Here is a 22,968-nt window from a genome sequence, read left to right as displayed (position 1 = left end):
GTATCAATATTACGACGTAGTATAAATAATAGTGAGATATGGAATTTTGATGTGAATCGGGAATGCGCGACTCTGTGTTAATCCATAAGGAGCAATGTTCTCAGCCCTGCGGCTTTATTTTCTATCTCCTGCCACTCTTCTTCCGGTTCGGAACCACTGACGATCCCAGCTCCAGCGTATAAACGTACCGAAGAATGACTCACGCGAGCCGAACGCAGCGCGACGCAGAATTCACTTTGCTCTGAGGAAAGATACCCGGCGGAACCGGCATACCATTCCCGATCAAAGGGTTCAACCTTCTGAATAAACGCCCGTGCAGGCTGACGAGGCAACCCCGCCACGGCGGCCGTCGGCTGTAAAAGTTGCAGACATTGAACATCATCCGCATTTTTTAATTCCGTCCAGATGCAGCGACGCAGATGCTGCACTTTTCGCAGACGAACAATTTGCGCAGGTAATACCTCAAGCGCGTGAGTATGATGCTGTAATCGCTGGCAAATGTCTTCGACGACCAGCATGTTTTCACGCTGATTCTTATCGTCGTTCATCAGCCATTCGCCAAAACGTCGGGCGAGCTTGTCATCACCGTGGCTGGCAACCGTTCCTGCCAGTGCTTCAGTACGCAAATGATGGCCGCGACGCCGCCATAAACGCTCCGGCGAGGATCCCAAAAAAGCGTCGTGCGCATTAAACACCATGCAGAAGTGATAGCAATTGAGATTAAGGCGTCGACTGGCGGCCATCAGCGCTATCGCCTTGACCGGCAGATCAAATTGCAAATCCGTCGCCCTTGCTAACACCACTTTTTCGAATTCGGCTTGAGCGATGGCATGTGTCGCTGTAGCAATCAATTTCAGCCATTCATGCTTTGCGGGCAGATGCGTTTCACTTTCGATTTGCGCGGCAATGGCCGTTATCGGTTTTGCATCACAAAGAGATTGCAGGAAGTCTCGCGCAGACTGCGCATCCTCCAGAAGCGAATGTTCGCTCGACAGGTTCAGGCGCAACGTTGCCGTGCCGCCGATGCGCAGCCACAGTAATCGTGGAAGAAATAACTGACTCAACTCAGGATTGAAGGCGTTCAAACCACAAATGCGGGTATCACAGGAGGCCGCTCGGTCTTGCAGGAATCGTTGCGCGGCAGATAAAGAGGTAAAATGAGCAACCGCCCCAAAAGCCGCGAGTTCTTCATCGCCGTTACGCTGTTGCCAGTAAAACTGAGGATAAGAGACTTGCGCCCCCAGCCAGGCCAGCGGGTCGAAGGCATCATTTAACGGGAAAGGGACGTCAACGTGACGCAAACCAGGCGACGCGGGAAAGTCTTGCGCAAGAAAGTGGCGAAGACTTTCCATGGCGATTGAAATCGAATGCACGCGGACCTCTCCCTGTAAAACCTCATATTATACGGGGTACTTGCCGTAAAAAGCAGTACCCACGTTTAGGGAGGGGTCACCGTTTATGCATGATGCTTAACGACGGGCGAGCAACAGACCTAATACCAAACCCACCGCCGCGCCGACACCGATGCCTTGCCACGGTTTTTCATGCACGTAGTCATCAGCACGGTAAACCGCTTTTTTGGCGCGGTAATAATAATTGTCAGAGGCGTGACTCACGCGATTTTTCACCTCTTCCAGTGCCTGCTCGGCACGCGCTTTAAGCTCAATGTATTTTTGATCGGCAGGATCGCCTGATGAACGCAGCACTTCTTCCAGCGTTTCGCTCAGCAGAGCCAGATCGTCGTCGATACGGGTTTCCCAAGATTGAAATGACATAGTTTTCTCCATGTGAGTGCATCAGTCCGGTAACTATAGACAACGACTACCGATTACGCCTGTTTCACTTCCCGCGCCATGCCAATGTGCGCAATGCCGTCTTCGTCGTAAATATCGGTCACGGGGGCAAAACCAAAGTGAGCATAAAATGGCTGGAGATGCGCCTGCGCCCCTAAGTATAACGCCTTGTCTGGCCACTGTTTTTCACAGGAGGCTAGCGTTTTTTCCATTAACGTGAATCCCAATTTTTCGCCTCGCGCTGCGCGGCTTACGATTACCCGGCCAATCACCACGGGGTCGAAATCGTCTTCACTTTTCAGAATCCTCGCATACGCTACCAGCGCGTCATCTTTCCAGCCGAGGATATGGCGATTTTCGCCCACCAGGTCGTCGCCATCGATGTCCTGATAGGGGCAGGTTTGTTCGACAACGAACACTTCGCAACGCAGTTTGAGCAGTGCATACAGCGCAGAAACGCTGAGTTCACTATGGTGTAAATCTTGCCACTGAATCATGTCAGACTCCTTATGAGTTATCATCCCGTTATACTAAACACTTTTACGTTCGGCAAAGAGTCTGATTAAGTTATGGAACTGATTTTTCTGGGCACTTCTGCTGGTGTGCCAACCCGCTCGCGAAACGTAACGGCCATGCTGTTGGATCTGCAGCACCCCACTCGCGCAGGATATTGGCTGTTTGACTGCGGCGAAGGCACGCAGCACCAGCTGTTACGCACCGCGTACCATCCTGGCAAGCTTGATAAATCTTTATCACTCATCTGCATGGCGACCATCTCTTTGGCCTGCCGGGCCTGCTGTGTAGCCGCTCGATGGCGGGGAATATGAATGCGTTAACCATTTACGGTCCTGCCGGGATTGGTGAATTTGTTGAGACGACCCTGCGCCTGAGCGGCTCATGGACCGATTACCCGCTTGAGGTTGTTGAAATATCTGAAGGCGTGGTATTTGAGGATGATCTCTATATTGTCACCGCGCACCTGCTGAATCATCCCGTCGAATGCTACGGCTATCGAGTTGAAGAGCACGATAAGCCCGGCACCCTGGATGCCGCGGCCTTAATTGCCGATGGTGTTAAGCCGGGACCGTTATTCCAGTTGCTCAAGCAAGGCGAAACGGTAACCCTGCAGGATGGACGCATCGTTAATGGCCGAGACTATCTTTCTGCGCCGCAGCCGGGCAAAAAGATAGCGCTCTTTGGCGATACGGCCCCCTGCCCTGCAGCGCTGATACTGGCGCAAAACGTCGATATCATGGTTCACGAAGCGACGCTCGAATCGGCCATGGAAGAGAAAGCTAACAGCCGCGGCCACAGCTCTACACGCCAGGCAGCTCAGCTTGCTCACGAGGCAAACGTGGGGAGATTGATCGTCACGCATGTGAGCTCACGTTACGACGCCGAAGGGTGCGCAATGCTACTGGCAGAATGTCGTAACGTCTTCCCGGCCTGCGAGCTGGCGGAAGATTTCACTCAAGTCAGCGTTTAACCCTTCATTTTTCCCTCAGTGTGCCGATAACGATTAAAAGGCAAGCATCTCACTTGAGGGTAAAATGGATAATTTCCAGAAAGATATTGATGACAGGGCAAATTTGACCCTATCAAACCGATTTGAACTCCTGTTGTTCCGTCTCGGCACCTCGATGGATGAAAGCAAATCCGAGCTGTTTGGCATTAACGTTTTTAAGCTTCGCGAAATTGTACCTATGCCCTCATTCACTAAGCCTGCGGGGATGAAATCCCCGCTGATGGGAATGGTGAACATTCGTGACCAGGTGATTCCGGTTATCGATCTGGCCGCAGTGGCAGGCTGTAAGCCAACCACCGGTTTGAATATCCTGTTGATTACCGAATATGCTCGCAGCGTGCAGGCCTTTGCCGTTGAGTCCGTCGAGAACATTATGCGTCTTGACTGGAAGCAGGTACATGCAGCAGAAACCGCCGTCAGCGGACGTTACATCACCAGCATTGCGTGTCTGGATGAAAAGACCGATACCAACGATCTGGCGATGGTGCTGGACGTTGAGCAGATTCTTTATGACATCACGCCTGCCAACCACGATCTGCACGCGACCAATCTGAAAACCAACAAATTCAATATTAAGCCAGGTGCTGTCGCGATCGTGGCTGAAGATTCTAAAGTCGCGCGCTCAATGCTGGAAAAAGGTCTGGAGGCAATGAACATCCCGGCCCAGCTGCATATTACCGGCAAAGAAGCCTGGGAAAAAATCGGCGTCCTTGCCGCACAGGCGCAGGCTGAAGGGGTACCGATTACCGATAAGATTGCGCTGGTTCTGACTGACCTTGAGATGCCAGAGATGGACGGTTTTACGCTAACGCGCAAAATCAAGACCGATGAATTCCTGAAACATATCCCGGTGGTGATCCACTCATCCCTTTCCGGCAACGCTAACGAAGATCATATTCGCAAGGTGAAGGCCGATGGCTATGTGGCGAAGTTTGAACTGAATGAACTGTCGTCGGTGATAGAAGAAGTGCTGGATCGGTCGATGAAGAAAATTGACGGGCCGTTGATTAGTCGTAAGCAGCTGGCTTAATCGCTGCTGGGCAAAAAAAACCCGCCGAGGCGGGTTTTTTATTTTTACCTTGCTTACATCAGCGGCATCGCGTGCTGTACCAGAGTAATCAGCGGCTGCGGATAGATACCGAAGATAAGCACCAGCAGCGCGGAAATCAGCACCACAATCCCACCAGCACTGTATTGCCAGTTGGTCGGCGCATCACGGGTGAGCTGCTGAGGTGCATTCAGATACAGGCTCACGGCAACACGCAGGTAGTAATACAAACCAATCGCGGAGCCGATAACGACCGCCGCAGTGAGCCACCACAGACCCGTCTGCACACCGACGGCCAGTACGTAGAACTTACCAATGAAGCCCAGCGTCATTGGGATACCAGCCAGAGACAGCATCATCACGGTCATGACCGCCGACAGAATCGGACGGTGCCAGAACAGACCACGATAAGAGAACAGCGAGTCTGCATCCGGGCCACGATACGGGCTGGACATCAGGCTCACAACGCCAAACGCACCGAGGCTGCTAAACAGATAACCCGCCAGGTAAACGCCAACCGCTTCCATTGACATAGAGCCGCTTTGCAGCGCGATCAATGCCACCATCAGGTAGCCCAGATGGGAAATGGAGGAGTAACCGAGCAGACGTTTGATATTGGTCTGGCTCAGCGCCATCAGGTTGCCGAAGATGATAGAAACGAACGCGATAATGCCCAGCACCACGCGGACCGCTTCACTATCTCCCACTGGAGCGTACAGGAACAGACGCATTACCACACCGAAGATAGCGATTTTACTCGCCGTCGCCAGGAAGGTAGAAACCGGAGCCGGAGCGCCCTGATAGACGTCTGGCGTCCACAGGTGGAACGGAACCAGAGACAGCTTGAAGCCCAGGCCAACAATCATCATACCCAGACCCGCTAACAGCAGCGGTTCGTGCAGCATGCCATCGCCGAGACTCTTACCGAGTGCCACGAAAGAAAGGTTACCGGACTGTGCGTACAGCAGCGCAATACCAAACAGCAGGAAAGACGAAGCAGCAGCAGACAGAATCGTGTACTTGATACTCGCTTCCAGAGAGCGTTTCTGACGGAAGGCATAACCAATCAGACCGAACAGCGGCAGAGAGATAAGCTCAATTCCGAGGAACAGCGCCGCCAGATGGTTGGCATTAGCCAGCAGAATCCCGCCCAACGAGGCAATAAGTACCAACAGGTAGAACTCTTCTTTGTTGTCGGTATAGCCTTCGAGCCACGGATACGCAAAAGTACAGGTCGCCAGACTCGCCAGCAGAACCAGTCCGGTGTAGAGCATGGCAAAGCCGTCAACGCGCATCAGCGGCGTGACATCCATCGCGCCCGCCTGGCCAACAAACCAGAGGGAGACTAACGCAGCGTTCAGACCCAGAACCGCCAGCGTGGCATTCAGGAAGTGATTGCGTCGCCACGCAATGGAGAGCATCACAACCACCACCGTCAATCCGACGATCAGCAGCGGTAGCAGCGCAATCAGTTGTTGTGGAGTTATTGTCATGGCGATTTACGGCCTTGTAGTAGAAGCAGAATTAACAAACCACTGCTGGATGTTACTCATCGCTGAATGCGAGGTATCCAGAATCGGCTGCGGGAAGAAGCCCAACAGCACCAGCAGTACGACCAGCAGCAGAACGATGGACAGCTCACGCAGCGACATTCCCGGCAATTCTTGCTCAGCAATTTGGCTTTTCGCTTTACCGAAGTAAGCGCGATGCAGCATCGCCAGCGAGTAAACGGACGCAAAGACCAGGCCGAAAGTGGAGATCACGGTAATGACCGGAACCACTTTGAAGCTGCCGAACAGAATCATAAATTCGCCGACGAAGTTACCGGTACCCGGCATCCCCAGCGTCGCCACCGCGAAGAACATTGAAAGTGCAGGTAACCATTTAATTTTGCTCCACAAACCGCCCATCATGCGCATGTCGCGCGTGTGCAGACGCTCGTAAAGCTGACCACAGAGAATGAACAGACCTGCCGCAGACAAACCGTGCGCAATCATCTGGATGACCGCCCCCTGGTACGCCAGCTGGCTGCCGGTATAAATGGCAATCAGGACGAAGCCCATATGGGATACGGAGGTATATGCAATCAGACGCTTGATGTCGTACTGCGTGAAGGCCATCCACGCGCCGTAGAAGATACCGATAACGCCCAACCACATGGCAATCGGTGCAAACTCAGCGGAAGCATTCGGGAACAGCGGCAGCGCAAAGCGCAGCAGACCGTAGGCCGCGGTTTTCAGCAAAATCCCCGCCAGGTCGACGGAACCCGCCGTTGGCGCCTGGGAGTGTGCATCTGGCAGCCAACCGTGCAGCGGCACTACCGGCATTTTCACCGCAAACGCAATGAAGAAGCCCAGCATCAGCAGGTATTCAACGCCGTGCGACATAGGGGTTTTCAGCAGCGCTTCGTAGTTGAAGGTCCAGACGCCGGTCGCATTGTAATGCACAAAGACCAGGCCCAGGATCGCAATCAACATTACCAGACCACTCGCCTGGGTGTAGATGAAGAACTTGGTTGCCGCCGTGATACGCGTTTTACCGTCGGATGCCTTATGGCCCCACAGCGCGATCAGGAAGTACATCGGCACCAGCATCATCTCCCAGAAGAAGAAGAACAGGAACATGTCGATGGCCAGGAACACGCCAATGACGCCGCCGAGGATCCACATCAGGTTCAGGTGGAAGAAGCCCTGGTATTTTTGAATTTCTTGCCAGGAGCACAGTACCGCCAGAACGCCGAGCAGACCGGTCAGCACCACCATCAGCAATGACAAACCGTCCAGCGCCAGGTGGATAGTAATCCCGAAACGCGGGATCCACGGCAGGATAAACTCAGATTGCCACTGCGGCAGGCCCGCAGACTGGGTCAATGAATAGCCGCCCTGCATCCACAGTTGCAGCGACAGTGCCAGCGTCAATCCCATGGTGATCAGCGCGATCCAGCGCGGCATCTTCACGCCAAAGCGTTCGGTCTGCCAGCACAGGAACCCACCAATGAAGGGAATTAATATTAGCCAGGGTAATAACATGGCGATTTTTATTCCTTTTTAAGGCCCCACCAGGAGGCCTGATTTTCAACGAATTCGAGAAAAATTCACGCTACGATCAACGTAAGAACATCAGCAGTGACAGCACAACGACCGCACCGATGCTCATGGATGCCACATACCAGCGCAGATAGCCGTTCTCGCTCAACAGCAGGCCTTTACCTGCAAAGCGGGAAAGTATCGCCGGGATGTTCATCATTGAGTTCATCGGGTCGCGTTTCACCAGCCACGCAATGCCCAGGAACGGTTTCACGAAGATCTTATCGTACAGCCAGTCGAAGCCCCACGCGTTGAACCACAGCGTACTGAGCAAACGGCCCGGCGCGCTGTTGGCAATAGACGTGACCAGCGTGCGTTTGCCCAACCACAGCCATGCTGCAATCAGGATGCCCGCGATAGCGACCACACCAGAGGTGATTTCAAGCGTCAGAACGCGACCGTGCTCAAGCTCGGTGGTATCTGGCAATACGCCCTGCAACGGCGGCACAATCATTGCGCCAACGAAGGTAGACAGTATCAGCAAGACAATCAGCGGCAGATGATGGGTAATCCCCTTCCCTGCGTGAGCGTGAATTTGTTCTTTACCGTGGAACACGATGAAAATCATACGGAAGGTATACAGGGAGGTCATGAACGCACCGACCAGACCTGCCACCATCAGATTGATATGACCATTCGCCATGGCTCCCGCAAGGATTTCATCCTTACTGAAGAAGCCTGCGGTAATCATCGGCAAGGCTGACAGCGCCGCACCGCCCACCAGGAAGCAGGCGTAAACCAGTGGAATAGATTTACGCAGACCACCCATCTTGAAGATGTTTTGCTCGTGGTGGCAGGCCAGAATCACGGAACCCGACGAGAGGAACAGCAGCGCTTTAAAGAACGCATGCGTCATCAGGTGGAAGATCGCCGCGTCCCATGCCTGCACGCCCAGCGCCAGGAACATGTAACCAATCTGGCTCATAGTGGAGTAAGCCAGAACGCGTTTGATGTCGGTCTGAACCAACGCGGCAAAGCCCGCCATCACCAACGTGACCGCACCGACGATACCGACCAGATGCAGAACTTCTGGCGTCATCAGGAACAGGCCATGGGTACGTGCAATCAGGTAGACACCCGCGGTAACCATCGTCGCGGCGTGGATCAGCGCGGAGACAGGCGTAGGGCCGGCCATCGCGTCAGCAAGCCATGTCTGCAACGGCAGCTGCGCGGATTTACCCACGGCACCACCCAGCAGCATCAGCGTCGCCCACGTCAGCATGTTGTTGCCTGCTTCGAAGTGAGCCGGAGCCAGTTCCACCATTTCGCGGAAGTTCAGCGTACCCAATTCGTTGTAAAGAATGAACAGCGCGAAGGCGAGGAAGACGTCACCCACACGGGTCACGACAAACGCTTTCATTGCCGCTGCGCCATTCTTCGGATCGGTGTAGTAGAAACCGATCAGCAGGTAAGAGCACAGACCCACGCCTTCCCAGCCGAGATACATCAGCAGCAGGTTATCGCCCAGCACTAATACGACCATGCTGGCGATAAAGAGGTTGGTGTAGGCGAAGAAGCGGGAGTATCCCTCTTCACCGCGCATATACCAGGAGGCGAACATGTGGATCAGGAAGCCCACACCGGTAACAACCGACAGCATGGTCAGAGAAAGACCATCCAGCACCAGGTTGAAACCGATGTTGAAATCACCGACCGACATCCAGGTCCACAGCGGAACGCTGAAGGCCTGCTTGCCGTTGTTAAAGAAGTCGACACCTACGTACGCTGTTACCAGGGCAGCCAGGCCGATTGAACCCATGCCCACGGTCGCGGACAGGTTTTCCGACCAGCGGCCGCGGGAAAATGCCAGCAGCACAAAGCCAATCAACGGAAAAATAATGGTTAAGGCAAGCATGTTCATCCACGCAACTCACTTACTGAATCGATGTTCAGGTTCTGGCGGCGACGATGGAGCTGCAACAACAGCGCCAGGCCAATACTCGCTTCGGCAGCCGCAAGGCTGATGGCGAGAATGTACATCACCTGACCATCCGGTTGGCCCCAGTAGCTACCGGCGACCACAAAGGCCAGCGCAGAAGCGTTAATCATGATTTCCAGACCGATCAGCATAAACAGCAGATTGCGGCGGATAACCAGACCCGTCAGCCCGAGAACGAAAAGAATCGCGGCGAGGATCAGTCCATGTGTTAAAGGAATCATGCGCGCTCCTCCGTTTTTCTTTTCGCGCGATCGTCGGAACGGTTGCTCAGCACTTCACCAGCACGCTCTTCGCGGCCAACGTGGAATGCAACAACCAGACCCGCCAACAGCAGCATCGACGCCAGTTCAACCGCCAGAACGTACGGCCCAAACAGCGCAATACCCACTTCTTTAGCGCTAATTGGCGTTCCGTCAATACCCTGGTCGTTCACACCGAGAATGGCATAAACAATAACCACCAGCATGATGGCCGACAAAATGGCCGGACCAATCCACACCTGCGGTTTCAACCACTGACGTTCCTGCTCGATTTCAGCGCCGCCCAGGTTCAGCATCATCACCACAAACACGAACAGCACCATGATGGCACCCGCGTAAACGATGATTTCAAGCGCACCTGCGAAGTGTGCGCCAAGCGCAAAAAACACCCCGGAAATAGCCAACAGCGAAATGATTAAGTAAAGCAGCGCATGCACCGGATTGGTGTGCGTGATCACTCGCAGCGTGGCCAGGGTGGCGATGAGGCCACAGATATAAAAAGCGAATTCCATTGCCCTTCTCCTTACGGTAACAGGCTCTTGACGTCGATAGGCTTGGCTTCGTTCTCTGCTTCGCCCTTATCTTTGCCGTCGATTGCCATACCCGCCATCCGGTAGAAGTTATATTCCGGGTATTTGCCCGGACCGGAAATCAGCAGATCCTCTTTCTCGTACACCAGGTCCTGGCGCTTGTACTCACCCATTTCGAAATCGGGGGTAAGCTGAATCGCCGTGGTTGGGCACGCTTCTTCACACAGACCGCAGAAAATGCAGCGTGAGAAGTTGATGCGGAAAAACTCCGGGTACCAGCGGCCGTCTTTCGTCTCTGCTTTCTGCAAAGAGATACAGCCTACCGGACACGCTACCGCACACAGGTTACAGGCAACGCAGCGCTCTTCGCCGTCCGGATCACGCGACAGCACGATACGGCCACGATAGCGCGGCGGCAGATATACCGGCTCTTCCGGATACATCTGGGTTTCGCGTTTAGCAAACGCGTGCAGCCCAATCATCCAGATACTGCGAAGCTGGGTGCCGGCGCCTACAAGTAATTCTTTTAAGGTCATGGTCTTTTAGCCCCTTATTGCGCCTGCCAGAGAATGACAGCCGCCGTTCCCAACAAGTTGATTAACGTCAGCGGCAGGCACACTTTCCAGCCGAAGGACATTACCTGGTCATAACGCGGACGCGGTAATGAAGCGCGAATCAAAATGAACATCATCATAAAGAACGCGGTTTTCAGCGCGAACCAGATGAACGGCGGTAAGAACGGGCCATGCCAGCCACCAAAGAACAGCGTTACCATCAACGCGGAAATGGTGACGATACCGATGTACTCGCCCACAAAGAACAGACCGAATTTCATACCGGAATATTCAATGTGGTAACCGTCTGCAAGTTCCTGCTCGGCTTCTGGCTGGTCAAATGGGTGACGGTGACACACCGCCACGCCTGCGATGGCAAAGGTGACAAAACCAAAGAACTGCGGGATGACGTTCCAGATATCAGCCTGGTTGTTGACGATGTCGGTCATGTTAAATGAACCGGCCTGCGCCACCACGCCCATCAGGGAAAGTCCCAGGAACACTTCGTAGCTCAGCGTCTGCGCAGAAGCACGCATTGCACCCAGCAGCGAGTATTTGTTGTTACTGGACCAGCCAGCGAACAGCACCGCGTACACCGCAAGACCCGCCATCATCAGGAAGAACAAAATCCCGATGTTCAGGTCAGCCACAACCCAGGTCGGGCTCACCGGAACGATAGCGAAGGCCAGCAGCAGCGAGGTGAAGGCGATCATTGGTGCCAGGGTAAAGATGACGCGATCCGAGAATTTCGGGATCCAGTCTTCTTTAAAGAACATCTTGATCATGTCCGCAACCAGCTGGAGTGAACCACCCCAGCCCACGCGGTTTGGTCCGTAACGGTTCTGGAACAGACCGAGCAGACGGCGTTCACCAAAGCTCATGAACGCACCGCAGGTGACGACCACCAGCAGAATGACCACGGCCTTGAGAATGCTTAACAGAATGTCGATGAGATCCGGCGTTAACCAACTCATGCTTGTGCCTCCTGCAGATTATCAAGACGCGCGCCTGCCAGCACCGGGGCGATGCCCGGCATACCCATCGGCAAACCGACCTGCCCTGCCGTCAGACCTTCGGAGATAATCAGCGGTAAGCTGATCGTCTGGCCTTCGTAGCTAAAGGAGATATGGCTGCCCGCGTTCACGCCAAGCTTCGCGGCGTCAGCCGGGTTAAGCTTGATATACGGCAGTGGCATGCGCGTCTGGAACACAGGAGAACGCTGGGACATCTCGTCGCTACCGAACAGATGGTAGTAAGGCGCGATACGCCAGTTGCCTTCCTGAGCCTCAAAGCTTGCCGGAACCGTCGTGAAGTAATCCAGACCGTTTTCGCTTGCTTCAATCAGACGTACGCCCGGATCGCCGTGACGCAGAGAACCGCCCACTTCGGCCTGGAATTTGTTCCATGCCTGCGGGGAGTTCCAGCCTGGTGCCCATGCGAACGGGATCTGAGAGCGCGGAGCAGACGGCTGGTTGTTCCCTTCCATCGAGAAGGCGAACATGGTGTCTTTATCCTGCGGCTGACGCGGTTCGTGTACGCTGATGTTGGCACGCATCGCGGTACGACCACTGTAGCGGTGTGGTTCACGCGCCAGTTTCTGACCGCGAATGCGGAAGCTTGCATCCGGAGCCGCATCTTTGATGCCTGCCAGCTGAGGCAGTTTTGCCACGGCCGCGTCGATAACATCATCGAGTTGAGTCCAGTCGACCTCACGGCTTTCCACCGTGCTGTGCAGGGAGTGCAGCCAGCGCCAGCTTTCCAGCATCACAATGTTGCTGTCGTAGTAGGACGGGTCATAGACCTGGAAGAAACGCTGTGCGCGACCTTCGTTATTAATAACCGTACCGTCGCTTTCGGCGAAGCTTGCCGCAGAGAGCACCAGGTGGGCTTTGTCCATAATCGCCGTACGCTGATGGTCAATAACCATCACCAGCGGCGCTTTAGACAGCGCAGCATCAACTCGTGCAGCAGAAGCATGACGATGCAGGTCGTTCTCCAGCACAATAACGCCGTCAGCGGCACCCGTTTCGAGTTCGCTGAGCGCTTCTTCAAGAGAACCGCCGCCAATCATACCCAAACCAACGCTGTTCACCGCGCGGGCAATCATGGTGACGCCAACGTCAGCTCCACGGCCTTTCAGCGCTTTAGCGACGTTAGCCGCGGCCTGAATGACGTCCGGGCTTCCGGCATTAGTTCCGGAAATAATCAGCGGTTTTCTCGCACCGGCCAGCGCCTGCACGATCACGTCGATCTTGTTCTGCAGGTCACGATCCAAACCTTCAACAGCTGGCGCGTTGTTATCCAGCGCGTGCGCAATGGCAAAACCAAGGCGCGCCTGATCTTCTACCGGTGCGCGATAGGTCCACGCGGCGATATCGTCCAGACGGGTGTTGTCGACGTTGGTGACAAACAGTGGATGCTTGGCACGCTGTCCGATGTTCAGGATCGCCGCAATCTGCCAGTCAGCCACTTTCTGGGCTGCTGCCATTTCACGTGCTTTACCTTTCACTGCCTGGCGAACCGCCAGTGCAACGCGTGCGCCGGTTTGGGTCAGATCTTCGCCCAGCACCAGTACCGCGTCGTAAGATTCGATTTCGCGCAGCGCCGGGGTACGAATACCGCCTTCACGCAGCACTTTCAGTACCAGTTGCAGACGTTCCTGCTCGCCGTTAGCGATACCGGTATAGAAGTTATCAGCCCCTACCAGCTCACGCAGCGCGAAGTTACTTTCAACGCTGGCGCGCGGGGAACCGATACCGATCACTTTCTTCGATTGACGCAGAATATCTGCCGCGCCCTGCATTGCTTGTTCAGCGTTCAGGGTGATCAGGTCATCGCCACGACGCTGAACTGGCTGACGCGGACGGTCTTTTAGGTTCACATAGCCATAGCCGAAACGACCGCGGTCACACAGGAAGTAGTGGTTAACCGTACCGTTGTAGCGGTTTTCGATACGACGCAGCTCGCCGTAGCGCTCACCCGGGCTGGTATTACAGCCAAGAGAACATTGTTGACAGATGCTTGGCGCAAACTGCATGTCCCACTTACGGTTGTAACGCTCAGAGTGCGTTTTATCGGTGAAGACGCCGGTCGGACAGATTTCTACCAGGTTACCTGAGAACTCGCTTTCCAGCGTGCCGTCTTCAGGACGACCAAAGTAGACATTGTCATGCGCGCCATACACGCCCAGATCCTGACCGTCTGCGTAATCTTTGTAATAACGTACGCAACGGTAGCAGGCGATGCAGCGGTTCATTTCGTGAGAGATGAACGGCCCCAGATCCTGATTACGGTGGGTACGTTTGGTAAAGCGATAGCGACGGAAGCTATGACCCGTCATCACGGTCATATCCTGAAGGTGGCAGTTACCGCCCTCTTCGCAGACCGGACAGTCGTGCGGGTGGTTGGTCATTAACCACTCCACCACGCTTTCACGGAACTGTTTCGCTTCTGCGTCGTCGATAGAAATAAAGGTACCTTCGGTGGCTGGCGTCATACAGGACATCACCAGGCGACCACGCGTGTCTTCCGCGTTTTGATATTGCTTCACCGCACACTGGCGGCAAGCACCGACGCTCCCCAGCGCCGGATGCCAGCAAAAATACGGAATATCAAGGCCAAGGGACAGACAGGCCTGTAGCAGGTTGTCCGCACCGTTGACTTCGTATTCTTTGCCGTCTACATGAATCGTAGCCATTAGCATGCTTCCAGTTGGCTCAGTCGAAACTGAGCGTTAATCAAAATTCAATATCGCTACCAGCGCGCTTTAAGCAGGTTCGGCTGAATACCGTTTATCGCATGGGTATTGCTGAACTGCTGCTTGATGCCTGCTTCGAATTCGTCGCGGAAATATTTAATCGCGCTTTGCAGTGGCTCAACGGCACCCGGTGCGTGGGCACAGAAGGTTTTACCCGGCCCCAGGAATCGACACAGTTGCTCAAGTGTCTCGATATCGCCAGGCTGGCCTTCACCACGCTCGATAGCACGTAGGATCTTGACGCTCCACGGCAATCCATCGCGGCATGGCGTACACCATCCGCAGGATTCACGGGCGAAGAACTCTTCCAGGTTACGCACCAGCGATACCATGCCAATCTCATGATCGACCGCCATTGCCAGCGCAGTACCTAAACGGCTACCTGCTTTACCAATGCTTTCGAATTCCATAGGCAGGTCAAGGTGGGCTTCGGTCAGGAAATCGGTTCCTGCACCGCCCGGCTGCCAGGCTTTGAACTTCAGGCCATCACGCATGCCGCCAGCGTAGTCTTCGAGAATTTCACGCGCGGTAGTCCCGAACGGAAGCTCCCACAGACCTGGATTCTTCACGCGACCGGAGAAGCCCATCAGCTTGGTGCCAGCATCTTTACTGGTAGAAATGTTCTGATACCACTCCACGCCGTTGGCGAGGATAGCCGGAACGTTGCACAGGGTTTCGACGTTATTGACGCAGGTCGGTTTCCCCCACACGCCAGAGCTTGCCGGGAACGGCGGCTTAGAACGTGGGTTGGCGCGACGACCTTCGAGGGAGTTAATCAGCGCGGTTTCTTCACCACAGATATAACGCCCTGCGCCGGTATGCACGAACAGCTCAAAGTCAAAACCAGTGCCAAGAATATTTTTGCCCAGCAGGCCGGCTTCGGTGGCTTCTGCAATCGCGCGACGCAAATTCTCTGCCGCTTCGATGTACTCTCCGCGCAGGAAGATGTAGCCACGATAGGCTTTCAGCGCAAACGCAGAAATCAGCATGCCTTCCACCAGCAGGTGCGGCAGTTGTTCCATCAGTAGACGGTCTTTATAGGTGCCCGGCTCCATTTCATCGGCGTTACACAGCAGGTAACGGATGTTCATGGATTCGTCTTTCGGCATCAGGCTCCACTTCAAACCGGTGGAAAAGCCTGCGCCGCCGCGCCCTTTCAGGCCACTGTCTTTAACGGCATTGACGATTTCATCCGGAGCCATACCAGCAAGCGCTTTACGCGCTCCGGCATAACCGTCTTTACTTTCGTATTCTTCAAGCCATACCGGCTGTTTGTCATCGCGCAGACGCCAGGTCAGCGGATGTGTCTCAGCAGTACGAATTACCGTTTTCATTTGTACTGCTCCAGCAGGTCAGGAATCGCTTCCGGAGTCAGATGGCTGTGAGTGTCCTCATCAATCATCATGCTCGGCCCCTTGTCGCAGTTACCCAGGCAGCAGGTCGGCAGCAGGGTAAAACGACCGTCGAACGTCGTTTGTCCTGGCTTAATATCGAGTTTTTTCTCGAGCGCGGCCTGAATTCCCTGATAACCCGTAATATGGCAGACCACGCTGTCGCAGTAGCGGATCACGTGACGGCCAACCGGCTGGCGGAAAATCTGGCTATAGAACGTAGCCACACCTTCCACGTCGCTTGCCGGAATACCCAGCACGTCAGCGATCGCATAAATTGCGCCATCTGGCACCCAACCGCGCTGTTTCTGAACGATTTTCAGCGCTTCAATGGACGCCGCACGCGGGTCTTCGTAGTGATGCATCTCGTGCTCGATCGCCGCACGTTCTGCCGCACTCAGCTCAAAAGCCTCGGTTTGTGGTTGTTGATTCTCGTGCATAATTAGCGGTCCACATCTGACATAACAAAATCGATACTACCCAGATGGACGATCAGGTCGGACACCAGGCTGCCGCGAACCGCCACCGGAATCTGCTGCAAGTGCGCATAGCTCGGGGTACGGATACGTGTACGGTAGCTCATGGTGCTGCCATCGCTGGTCAGGTAGTAACTGTTAATACCCTTGGTCGCTTCCACCATCTGGAAGGACTCGTTCGCCGGCATAACCGGGCCCCACGAAACCTGCAGGAAGTGGGTGATCAGGGTTTCGATATGTTGCAGCGTGCGCTCTTTCGGTGGCGGCGTCGTCAGCGGGTGATCGGCTTTGAACGGGCCTTCCGGCATGTTATTGAGACACTGCTCAAGAATGCGCAAGCTCTGGCGCAGCTCTTCAACTTTGAGCATCACGCGGGTATAGCAGTCGGAAACACCACCGCCAACCGGGACTTCAAAGTCAAAGTTTTCATAGCCTGAGTAAGGACGCGATTTACGCACGTCGAAATCAATACCTGTCGCGCGCAATGCAGCACCTGTACAACCCCAGTCCAGTGCTTCTTTCGCACCGTATGCGGCCACGCCCTTAGAACGGGCAATCAGGATGGTATTGCGCAGTGCGGCTTTCTCGTAGGAATCCAGACGCTTCGGCATCCAGTCGAGGAAATCACGCAGTAGTTTGTCCCAGCCACGCGGCAGGTCGTGTGCAACACCGCCGATACGGAACCAGGCCGGGTGCATACGGAAGCCGGTAATGGCTTCGACAACGTCATAGATTTTCTGACGGTCGGTGAAGGCGAAGAAGACCGGAGTCATCGCGCCAACGTCCTGAATGAACGTCGAGATATACAGCAGATGGCTGTTGATGCGGAACAGTTCGGAGAGCATCACGCGAATCACGTTAACGCGATCCGGAACCGTAATACCGGCCAGTTTTTCCACGGCCAGCACGTACGGCATTTCGTTCACGCAGCCGCCGAGATACTCGATACGGTCGGTGTACGGAATGTAGCTGTGCCAGGACTGACGCTCGCCCATTTTCTCAGCACCACGGTGGTGGTAGCCGATATCAGGTACGCAATCGACAATCTCTTCGCCATCAAGCTGAAGAATAATACGGAATGCACCGTGTGAAGACGGGTGGTTTGGACCGAGGTTGAGGAACATGAAGTCCTCGTTTTCAGTGCCACGCTTCATGCCCCAGTCTTCAGGTTTGAAGGTTAGCGCTTCCATTTCCAGATCCTGCTTGGCTTTGGTCAGCTCAAACGGATCGAATTCGGTCGCACGTGCCGGATAGTCTTTACGCAGCGGGTGGCCGGTCCACGTTGGCGGCATCAGAAGACGCGTCAGGTGCGGGTGGCCGTCGAAGGTCATGCCAAACATTTCCCAGGTTTCACGCTCATACCAGTTAGCGTTAGGGAAAATTTTGGTGAACGTCGGCAGATGCATGTCGTTTTCAGACAATGCCACCTTGAGCATGATATCCCGATTGCGGTCTATTGAGATCAGGTGGTAGAAAACGGAAAAATCCGCCGCGGGTAGACCTTGGCGGTGAGTGCGCAGACGTTCATCCATGCCGTGTAAGTCAAACAGCATGACGTAAGGTTTTGGCAGTTTCTTTAAGAAATCACCCACTTCCAGTAACTGCTCACGCTTCACCCAAACAACGGGTACCCCGGTGCGGGTGGCTTGAACAGTAAAGGCATCCGGCCCAAAACGGTTGCACAGTTCGCCGATGACCGGGTCATCGAGATGATCCCGGGTTTGCCATGCGGCGTCTTGCGCGGTTAAGTCGGTCATATTGTTCACCATTGCAAATGGTCCGTGGTGACTGTCGGGCATGGCTTCGCGCTATTTGTATAGTGATATGCGAAGGTTTTCTCCACTGCCCGCAGGCGCAAATTAAATTTCGTCAGGCGTACGCAGGTTGGTGACTGCAATACGTTCACCGCGTTTACGCTCGCGTTCAGACTGCATATTGGCGCGGTACACGCCCTGGTCGCCAACAACCCAGGAAAGCGGACGGCGCTCTTTGCCGATCGAATCCTGTAGCAGCATTAATGCCTGCATGTAAGCTTCTGGACGAGGCGGACAGCCTGGGATGTAAACATCCACTGGGATAAACTTATCTACGCCCTGCACTACGGAATAAATGTCGTACATACCACCTGAGTTTGCACATGCTCCCATGGAAATAACCCATTTCGGCTCGAGCATCTGGTCGTAAAGACGCTGAATGACGGGTGCCATTTTGGTGAAGCAGGTTCCTGCCACAACCATCAGGTCAGCCTGACGTGGTGAAGCGCGCAGTACCTCGGCACCAAAACGCGCAACGTCATGCACCGCAGTGAATGACGTCACCATTTCAACGTAGCAGCAAGAAAGACCAAAGTTGTATGGCCAGATTGAGTTCTTACGACCCCAGTTGACCATATCGTGCATGGCATGTTCGAGCTTGCCCATATACACGCTTTTGTTGATTTCTTGCTCCAGGGGGTCGGTTACGATCTCCTGTTTTTGCAGGGGGTAACGGTCATTCTCACCGTTAGGATCTATGCGGGTGAGCGTATAATCCATCTTATTGCCTCGCTGTTACTGCTGACGATTAGAGATACTGTTGTCCGGATTGGCTTGTTCACGGCGTGAACGCGCAGGTGTCCAGTCCAGTGCACCGATGCGCACCAGATAAACCAGACCGGCCAGTAACACTAAAATGAAAATTGCGGCTTCGACAAAGCCGACCCAACCGCTCTCGCGAATTGAAGTTGACCATGCGAAAAGGTAAAGCGCTTCAACGTCGAAGATGACGAAGAACATGGCCACCAGATAGAACTTAGCGGACAGGCGTAAGCGTGCAGTACCTACCGAATCGATACCCGATTCAAATGGGGTGTTTTTGTGCCTTGCGCGGGCGCGACCGCCCAGGAACCAGCCGCCGATTAACATCAGGCAGCACAGACCTATGGCAACAATAAGAAAGATTGCGAATGCCCAGTGATGAGCGACGACTTCAGTGGATGTTGACATACTCATTGCTTACTCATCAAAAGTGATATCTTCAGCTCTGCTCTTACTGGCAGATGGACATCACATCGATTCATGGGGAGGAATGAAAAACCTTACACCGACTGTCAGAAATGAGACATAGACAGCAAAATGATGTGGTTTTTTACTCCTTTCTATAACCTTTTGTCAACTTTAACAAAGGTTTCTTCACATTAAATCACATGGAGCGATTCTCATTAACATTTCATGTCCTTAAACCCTGGTTGGTTTGGGACTTTACGTCAATGACCTGCTGTTGAATCGTGTCCGTTAGGAAGTAAAAGTAATATTACCCCCCTATTTTGACAGGATTTGCCGCTGATTCCTCCCCCCAAATAGGAGTATTTTCTTGATCTGTGACACGCTTTTGTTAATTCAATCAAAAAAACGGCAACATTTTTGCTGGTTTTTTAACATGGACGCACTACGCGCTACGGAAAAATGGGCGATGGACAGGATTTAAGCAATTGCATATATCACACTGATAATTAATAAATATTTATTACCATTACTTATTTCATGGTCAAAATTCTGTAAAAAAAAACCACTCCGCGAAAAATACGCTCGAGTGGTTCTTTTTTTACACTTACAAATTGTTACGAGAATTATAGGATCGGGATCACTCAAAATCACCTTCAACCACCAGTGAGTCATCCCCCACTTCCGGAGTAACCGCTTCGTATTGCCACGGATTATGATAGCTCACCATCGCTTCGAAAACGATTTTTGCCAATTCATTATTGCTGGCCGGATTGTGGCACAGCACGTACTCCGTTTCTGGCAACGTAGGCAATCCGTCAGATTTACCCAACACTCGCAAATCCGGGCTCATCATCTCAACAGGACGCGCCGTGACGCCGAGACCGGCTTTTACCGCTGCACGTACCGCAGGCAGCGTGGAAGCGACATAAGCCAACCGCCAGGGGATATTGGCTTCATTCAGCGCCGTCAGGACCATATCGCGGAACGGGCTGGGATCATCCAGTAATACCAACGGGATGGCTTCGCCTTTTTGCAGCACGTATTCCGCCGCGCAATACCAGTGCGTCGGTGAATTGCGTAATGTCAGGCAATCAAATTGCCCAGGACGATGCGTGGTAACAACCAGATCGACCTCATGGTCTTTAAGCATATCGACCATAAACGCATTTCGTTTAACGCTGACATCTAACGCAAGCTTCGGATAAACCGAGCTAATTCGATTAAGTAAAAACGGCAATATCGTATCAGCTGATTCATCAGAAGCGCCTAATGTTAAAACACCCTGAAGGTTGCTAAACATTAATGACATACATGCTTCATCATTGAAGCGAAGAATTTTTCTGGCGTAACCCAAAAGCTGAATTCCATGCTCAGTTAAGAGTTTATTACGCCCGTGGCGAGCAAAAAGTTCTTTGCCCACCAGTTGTTCAAGTCGCTGCATTTGTTGACTCACAGCAGACTGGGTACGACAAACGGCAGCAGCAGCGGCTGCAAAAGTATTGAGATCGGCGACCGCAACAAACGTTCTAAGCAGATCGAGATCGAGATTCATTATCGGACGATTTGCATTTATCATATCTTTTCACTTACATGGTTGCTCGTGTGGCGCTGCCCAATGGGCAGACTACCTGACAGATAGTTATTGGCTGGTGTATAGCAGAAGTCAGAAACAACGTTTCATGACAATAATTTTATTCTCTTAAATCTTAGGATATTTAGATGTTTTGCAGATTTAGGTAAATTCCTTTAAAGGAGTTACTAAAATCGCCATCCTTCTTTACGCAACACGGGTACAGCAGCATAAGTGTTGCCTATCCACTTTAACAGAGATAAATCTAACAATAACAATCAACTAATTCAGAAAAGAGTAGTGGAGATACTAACAAAAGTATACTTCGCACTGTTTTTCAGAACGAACATCTTAACCCAAATCCGCTTTATTTATAAGTATTATTACACCATATGTGCTTAAACCTGTCTGATTAGACGGTAAACTTATTTTATTAAAATTAACGAAAGTTAAGATTATAGGGTTAATAATAAATAAACATTAATTTAGATTAGGGGTATACATTAATAACGCTTAACATAATTTTCACACGCGTAACCTTTCAAAGAATAGCGCAATTGCCAAAGATATTTATAAGCATTCAGATTTTACGAAAGGTCAGGTAAAGAAAGTATCGAATTCCCCTGTTCAGCCCTCACCCATCGTCTCTTCGACATTTCTACAAAATCTTCTTCTGAACACCCTTCAAAACGTAGCGCGGGGGGAGTACATTATTCCATGCTGACTTCCACGGCAGGGAGTGGCAATAACAGCTAAAAGGTTAAAGATTGATGTCCCCTATCGAAAAATCCAGCAAATTAGACAACGTCTGTTACGACATCCGTGGCCCGGTTCTGAAAGAGGCCAAACGCCTTGAAGAAGAAGGCAATAAAGTTCTGAAGCTCAACATCGGTAACCCTGCGCCATTTGGTTTTGATGCGCCGGATGAAATCCTGGTTGATGTGATTCGCAACCTGCCTACCGCTCAAGGCTACTGCGATTCAAAAGGGCTCTATTCTGCGCGTAAAGCGATCATGCAGCACTATCAAGCACGCGGTATGCGTGAGGTTACCGTTGAAGACATTTACATTGGCAACGGGGTTTCAGAGCTGATCGTTCAGGCGATGCAGGCGCTGCTTAACAGCGGCGACGAAATGCTGGTTCCGGCACCGGACTACCCACTGTGGACGGCGGCGGTGTCACTTTCCGGGGGTAACGCGGTACACTATTTATGTGACGAGTCTGCTGGCTGGTTCCCCGATCTGGACGACATTCGCGCTAAAATTACGCCCCGCACACGCGGCATCGTGATCATTAACCCGAACAACCCAACGGGTGCAGTCTATTCCAAAGAGCTGTTGATGGAGATCGTCGAGCTCGCCCGTCAGCACAACCTGATCATCTTTGCCGATGAGATTTACGACAAGATCCTCTATGACGCAGCTCAGCATCACTCAATTGCGGCCTTGGCTCCGGATCTGCTAACGGTGACGTTCAACGGTCTGTCTAAAACGTATCGCGTCGCAGGTTTCCGTCAGGGCTGGATGGTACTGAACGGCCCGAAAAAACACGCTAAAGGCTATATTGAAGGCCTGGAAATGCTTGCCTCGATGCGTCTTTGCGCCAACGTCCCTGCCCAACATGCGATTCAAACCGCACTTGGCGGATACCAGAGTATCAGCGAATTTATCGTCCCTGGTGGTCGCTTGTATGAACAGCGTAATCGCGCATGGGAGCTGATTAATGAGATTCCCGGCGTCTCCTGCGTGAAGCCGAGCGGCGCGCTCTATATGTTCCCAAAAATTGACGCCAAACGCTTCAACATCCACGACGACCAGAAAATGGTGCTCGACTTCCTGTTACAGGAAAAAGTGTTGTTGGTGCAGGGTACCGCGTTTAACTGGCCGTGGCCGGATCACGTTCGTATTGTCACCCTGCCGCGCGAGGATGAGCTGGAAATGGCCATCGGCCGATTTGGACGTTTCCTCTCCGGTTATCATCAGCTGTAATCGTTTTAGTCTTCCATCAGGCTGCCGCTGGCGGCCTGATTTGCATCTTGCCTCCCCTCCCCGCACA

At 53.0% G+C, this 22,968-nt stretch carries 19 protein-coding genes and 1 pseudogene; 3 read left to right on the top strand and 17 right to left on the bottom strand.

The genetic code is table 11. The features are described from left to right. Nucleotides 1-77 precede the first annotated feature (77 nt). The 3 genes from menF to AC6EMZ_RS07310 form a co-directional block, all read right to left on the bottom strand. On the bottom strand, nucleotides 78-1,373 hold the full coding sequence (gene menF / locus AC6EMZ_RS07320) for an isochorismate synthase MenF (RefSeq protein ID WP_498401801.1): 1,296 nt from the start codon (nucleotides 1,371-1,373) through the stop codon (nucleotides 78-80). 96 nt (nucleotides 1,374-1,469) lie between these two features. Continuing rightward, complete coding sequence (gene elaB, locus AC6EMZ_RS07315; protein ID WP_498401800.1) at nucleotides 1,470-1,775, bottom strand: stress response protein ElaB; 306 nt, start codon at nucleotides 1,773-1,775, stop codon at nucleotides 1,470-1,472. Nucleotides 1,776-1,828: 53 nt separating this feature from the next. After that, nucleotides 1,829-2,290 carry a GNAT family N-acetyltransferase gene (locus AC6EMZ_RS07310; protein WP_498401799.1) on the bottom strand — a complete coding sequence of 154 codons (462 nt, stop codon included), beginning with the start codon at nucleotides 2,288-2,290 and terminating at the stop codon, nucleotides 1,829-1,831. Nucleotides 2,291-2,362: 72 nt separating this feature from the next. On the opposite strand from AC6EMZ_RS07310, the pseudogene rnz reads away from it, so the two are divergent. Then, nucleotides 2,363-3,279 (top strand): annotated as a pseudogene (rnz, locus tag AC6EMZ_RS07305) (ribonuclease Z). A gap of 64 nt (nucleotides 3,280-3,343) precedes the next feature. After that, nucleotides 3,344-4,348: a chemotaxis protein gene (locus tag AC6EMZ_RS07300; RefSeq protein WP_498401798.1), complete on the top strand. Its 1,005-nt coding sequence runs from the start codon at nucleotides 3,344-3,346 to the stop codon at nucleotides 4,346-4,348. Nucleotides 4,349-4,401: 53 nt separating this feature from the next. Here AC6EMZ_RS07300 and nuoN read toward each other — a convergent pair whose 3' ends face one another. From nuoN to lrhA, 14 genes are all read right to left on the bottom strand, one after another. Continuing rightward, the gene (gene nuoN, locus AC6EMZ_RS07295) at nucleotides 4,402-5,859 is read right to left on the bottom strand and encodes an NADH-quinone oxidoreductase subunit NuoN (RefSeq protein ID WP_498401797.1); all 1,458 of its coding nucleotides are present in this window, start codon (nucleotides 5,857-5,859) and stop codon (nucleotides 4,402-4,404) included. Between the two features lie 6 nt (nucleotides 5,860-5,865). Further along, on the bottom strand, nucleotides 5,866-7,395 hold the full coding sequence (gene nuoM, locus AC6EMZ_RS07290) for an NADH-quinone oxidoreductase subunit M (RefSeq protein ID WP_498401796.1): 1,530 nt from the start codon (nucleotides 7,393-7,395) through the stop codon (nucleotides 5,866-5,868). A 76-nt stretch (nucleotides 7,396-7,471) separates the two neighbouring features. After that, a complete protein-coding gene (gene nuoL, locus AC6EMZ_RS07285) occupies nucleotides 7,472-9,313 on the bottom strand; it encodes an NADH-quinone oxidoreductase subunit L (protein WP_498401795.1) in 1,842 nt (613 codons plus the stop codon). After that, on the bottom strand, nucleotides 9,310-9,612 hold the full coding sequence (nuoK, locus tag AC6EMZ_RS07280; RefSeq protein ID WP_015959821.1) for an NADH-quinone oxidoreductase subunit NuoK: 303 nt from the start codon (nucleotides 9,610-9,612) through the stop codon (nucleotides 9,310-9,312). Before nuoK ends, nuoL begins: the two co-directional genes overlap by 4 nt. Next, a complete protein-coding gene (gene nuoJ, locus AC6EMZ_RS07275; RefSeq protein WP_498401794.1) occupies nucleotides 9,609-10,163 on the bottom strand; it encodes an NADH-quinone oxidoreductase subunit J in 555 nt (184 codons plus the stop codon). The genes nuoK and nuoJ overlap by 4 nt, the downstream gene beginning before the upstream one ends. Nucleotides 10,164-10,174: 11 nt before the next feature. Continuing rightward, a complete protein-coding gene (gene nuoI / locus AC6EMZ_RS07270) occupies nucleotides 10,175-10,717 on the bottom strand; it encodes an NADH-quinone oxidoreductase subunit NuoI (protein WP_498401793.1) in 543 nt (180 codons plus the stop codon). A gap of 14 nt (nucleotides 10,718-10,731) precedes the next feature. Beyond that, a complete protein-coding gene (gene nuoH / locus AC6EMZ_RS07265; RefSeq protein WP_498401792.1) occupies nucleotides 10,732-11,709 on the bottom strand; it encodes an NADH-quinone oxidoreductase subunit NuoH in 978 nt (325 codons plus the stop codon). Further along, on the bottom strand, nucleotides 11,706-14,432 hold the full coding sequence (gene nuoG / locus AC6EMZ_RS07260; RefSeq protein ID WP_498401791.1) for an NADH-quinone oxidoreductase subunit NuoG: 2,727 nt from the start codon (nucleotides 14,430-14,432) through the stop codon (nucleotides 11,706-11,708). Before nuoG ends, nuoH begins: the two co-directional genes overlap by 4 nt. Before the next feature lie 56 nt (nucleotides 14,433-14,488). Further along, nucleotides 14,489-15,826 carry an NADH-quinone oxidoreductase subunit NuoF gene (gene nuoF, locus AC6EMZ_RS07255; RefSeq protein ID WP_498401790.1) on the bottom strand — a complete coding sequence of 446 codons (1,338 nt, stop codon included), beginning with the start codon at nucleotides 15,824-15,826 and terminating at the stop codon, nucleotides 14,489-14,491. Then, nucleotides 15,823-16,323 carry an NADH-quinone oxidoreductase subunit NuoE gene (gene nuoE, locus AC6EMZ_RS07250; protein ID WP_498401789.1) on the bottom strand — a complete coding sequence of 167 codons (501 nt, stop codon included), beginning with the start codon at nucleotides 16,321-16,323 and terminating at the stop codon, nucleotides 15,823-15,825. Before nuoE ends, nuoF begins: the two co-directional genes overlap by 4 nt. 2 nt (nucleotides 16,324-16,325) lie before the next feature. Further along, complete coding sequence (gene nuoC / locus AC6EMZ_RS07245; RefSeq protein ID WP_498401788.1) at nucleotides 16,326-18,128, bottom strand: NADH-quinone oxidoreductase subunit C/D; 1,803 nt, start codon at nucleotides 18,126-18,128, stop codon at nucleotides 16,326-16,328. Between the two features lie 90 nt (nucleotides 18,129-18,218). Further along, entirely contained in the window at nucleotides 18,219-18,893 is a 675-nt protein-coding gene (gene nuoB / locus AC6EMZ_RS07240; RefSeq protein ID WP_015959829.1) for an NADH-quinone oxidoreductase subunit NuoB, read from the bottom strand. A gap of 15 nt (nucleotides 18,894-18,908) precedes the next feature. Further along, nucleotides 18,909-19,349, bottom strand: coding sequence for an NADH-quinone oxidoreductase subunit NuoA (gene nuoA / locus AC6EMZ_RS07235; RefSeq protein ID WP_498401787.1), 441 nt, complete (start codon nucleotides 19,347-19,349; stop codon nucleotides 18,909-18,911). Between the two features lie 631 nt (nucleotides 19,350-19,980). Then, complete coding sequence (gene lrhA / locus AC6EMZ_RS07230) at nucleotides 19,981-20,919, bottom strand: transcriptional regulator LrhA (protein WP_498401786.1); 939 nt, start codon at nucleotides 20,917-20,919, stop codon at nucleotides 19,981-19,983. Nucleotides 20,920-21,683: 764 nt separating this feature from the next. Between lrhA and alaA the strand changes: the two genes are divergently transcribed. Then, entirely contained in the window at nucleotides 21,684-22,901 is a 1,218-nt protein-coding gene (gene alaA, locus AC6EMZ_RS07225; protein WP_498401785.1) for an alanine transaminase AlaA, read from the top strand. Nucleotides 22,902-22,968 lie beyond the last annotated feature (67 nt).

The organism is Enterobacter sp. SCRI0065, from assembly GCF_059766475.1.
The sequence above is the reverse complement of the archived record's forward strand: the minus strand, read 5'-3'. Positions and strand labels throughout refer to the sequence as shown.

Bases quoted from the DNA above. Each gene is read 5' to 3' on its own strand.
- lrhA (WP_498401786.1), bottom strand. From the start codon at position 20,919: ATGATAAATGCAAATCGTCCGATAATGAATCTCGATCTCGATCTGCTT.
- nuoJ (WP_498401794.1), bottom strand. From the start codon at position 10,163: ATGGAATTCGCTTTTTATATCTGTGGCCTCATCGCCACCCTGGCCACG.
- nuoB (WP_015959829.1), bottom strand. From the start codon at position 18,893: ATGGATTATACGCTCACCCGCATAGATCCTAACGGTGAGAATGACCGT.
- nuoL (WP_498401795.1), bottom strand. From the start codon at position 9,313: ATGAACATGCTTGCCTTAACCATTATTTTTCCGTTGATTGGCTTTGTG.
- AC6EMZ_RS07300 (WP_498401798.1), top strand. From the start codon at position 3,344: ATGGATAATTTCCAGAAAGATATTGATGACAGGGCAAATTTGACCCTA.
- nuoH (WP_498401792.1), bottom strand. From the start codon at position 11,709: ATGAGTTGGTTAACGCCGGATCTCATCGACATTCTGTTAAGCATTCTC.
- nuoI (WP_498401793.1), bottom strand. From the start codon at position 10,717: ATGACCTTAAAAGAATTACTTGTAGGCGCCGGCACCCAGCTTCGCAGT.
- alaA (WP_498401785.1), top strand. From the start codon at position 21,684: ATGTCCCCTATCGAAAAATCCAGCAAATTAGACAACGTCTGTTACGAC.
- elaB (WP_498401800.1), bottom strand. From the start codon at position 1,775: ATGTCATTTCAATCTTGGGAAACCCGTATCGACGACGATCTGGCTCTG.
- nuoF (WP_498401790.1), bottom strand. From the start codon at position 15,826: ATGAAAACGGTAATTCGTACTGCTGAGACACATCCGCTGACCTGGCGT.
- nuoC (WP_498401788.1), bottom strand. From the start codon at position 18,128: ATGGTGAACAATATGACCGACTTAACCGCGCAAGACGCCGCATGGCAA.
- nuoA (WP_498401787.1), bottom strand. From the start codon at position 19,349: ATGAGTATGTCAACATCCACTGAAGTCGTCGCTCATCACTGGGCATTC.
- nuoN (WP_498401797.1), bottom strand. From the start codon at position 5,859: ATGACAATAACTCCACAACAACTGATTGCGCTGCTACCGCTGCTGATC.
- nuoM (WP_498401796.1), bottom strand. From the start codon at position 7,395: ATGTTATTACCCTGGCTAATATTAATTCCCTTCATTGGTGGGTTCCTG.
- nuoE (WP_498401789.1), bottom strand. From the start codon at position 16,323: ATGCACGAGAATCAACAACCACAAACCGAGGCTTTTGAGCTGAGTGCG.
- nuoG (WP_498401791.1), bottom strand. From the start codon at position 14,432: ATGGCTACGATTCATGTAGACGGCAAAGAATACGAAGTCAACGGTGCG.
- nuoK (WP_015959821.1), bottom strand. From the start codon at position 9,612: ATGATTCCTTTAACACATGGACTGATCCTCGCCGCGATTCTTTTCGTT.
- AC6EMZ_RS07310 (WP_498401799.1), bottom strand. From the start codon at position 2,290: ATGATTCAGTGGCAAGATTTACACCATAGTGAACTCAGCGTTTCTGCG.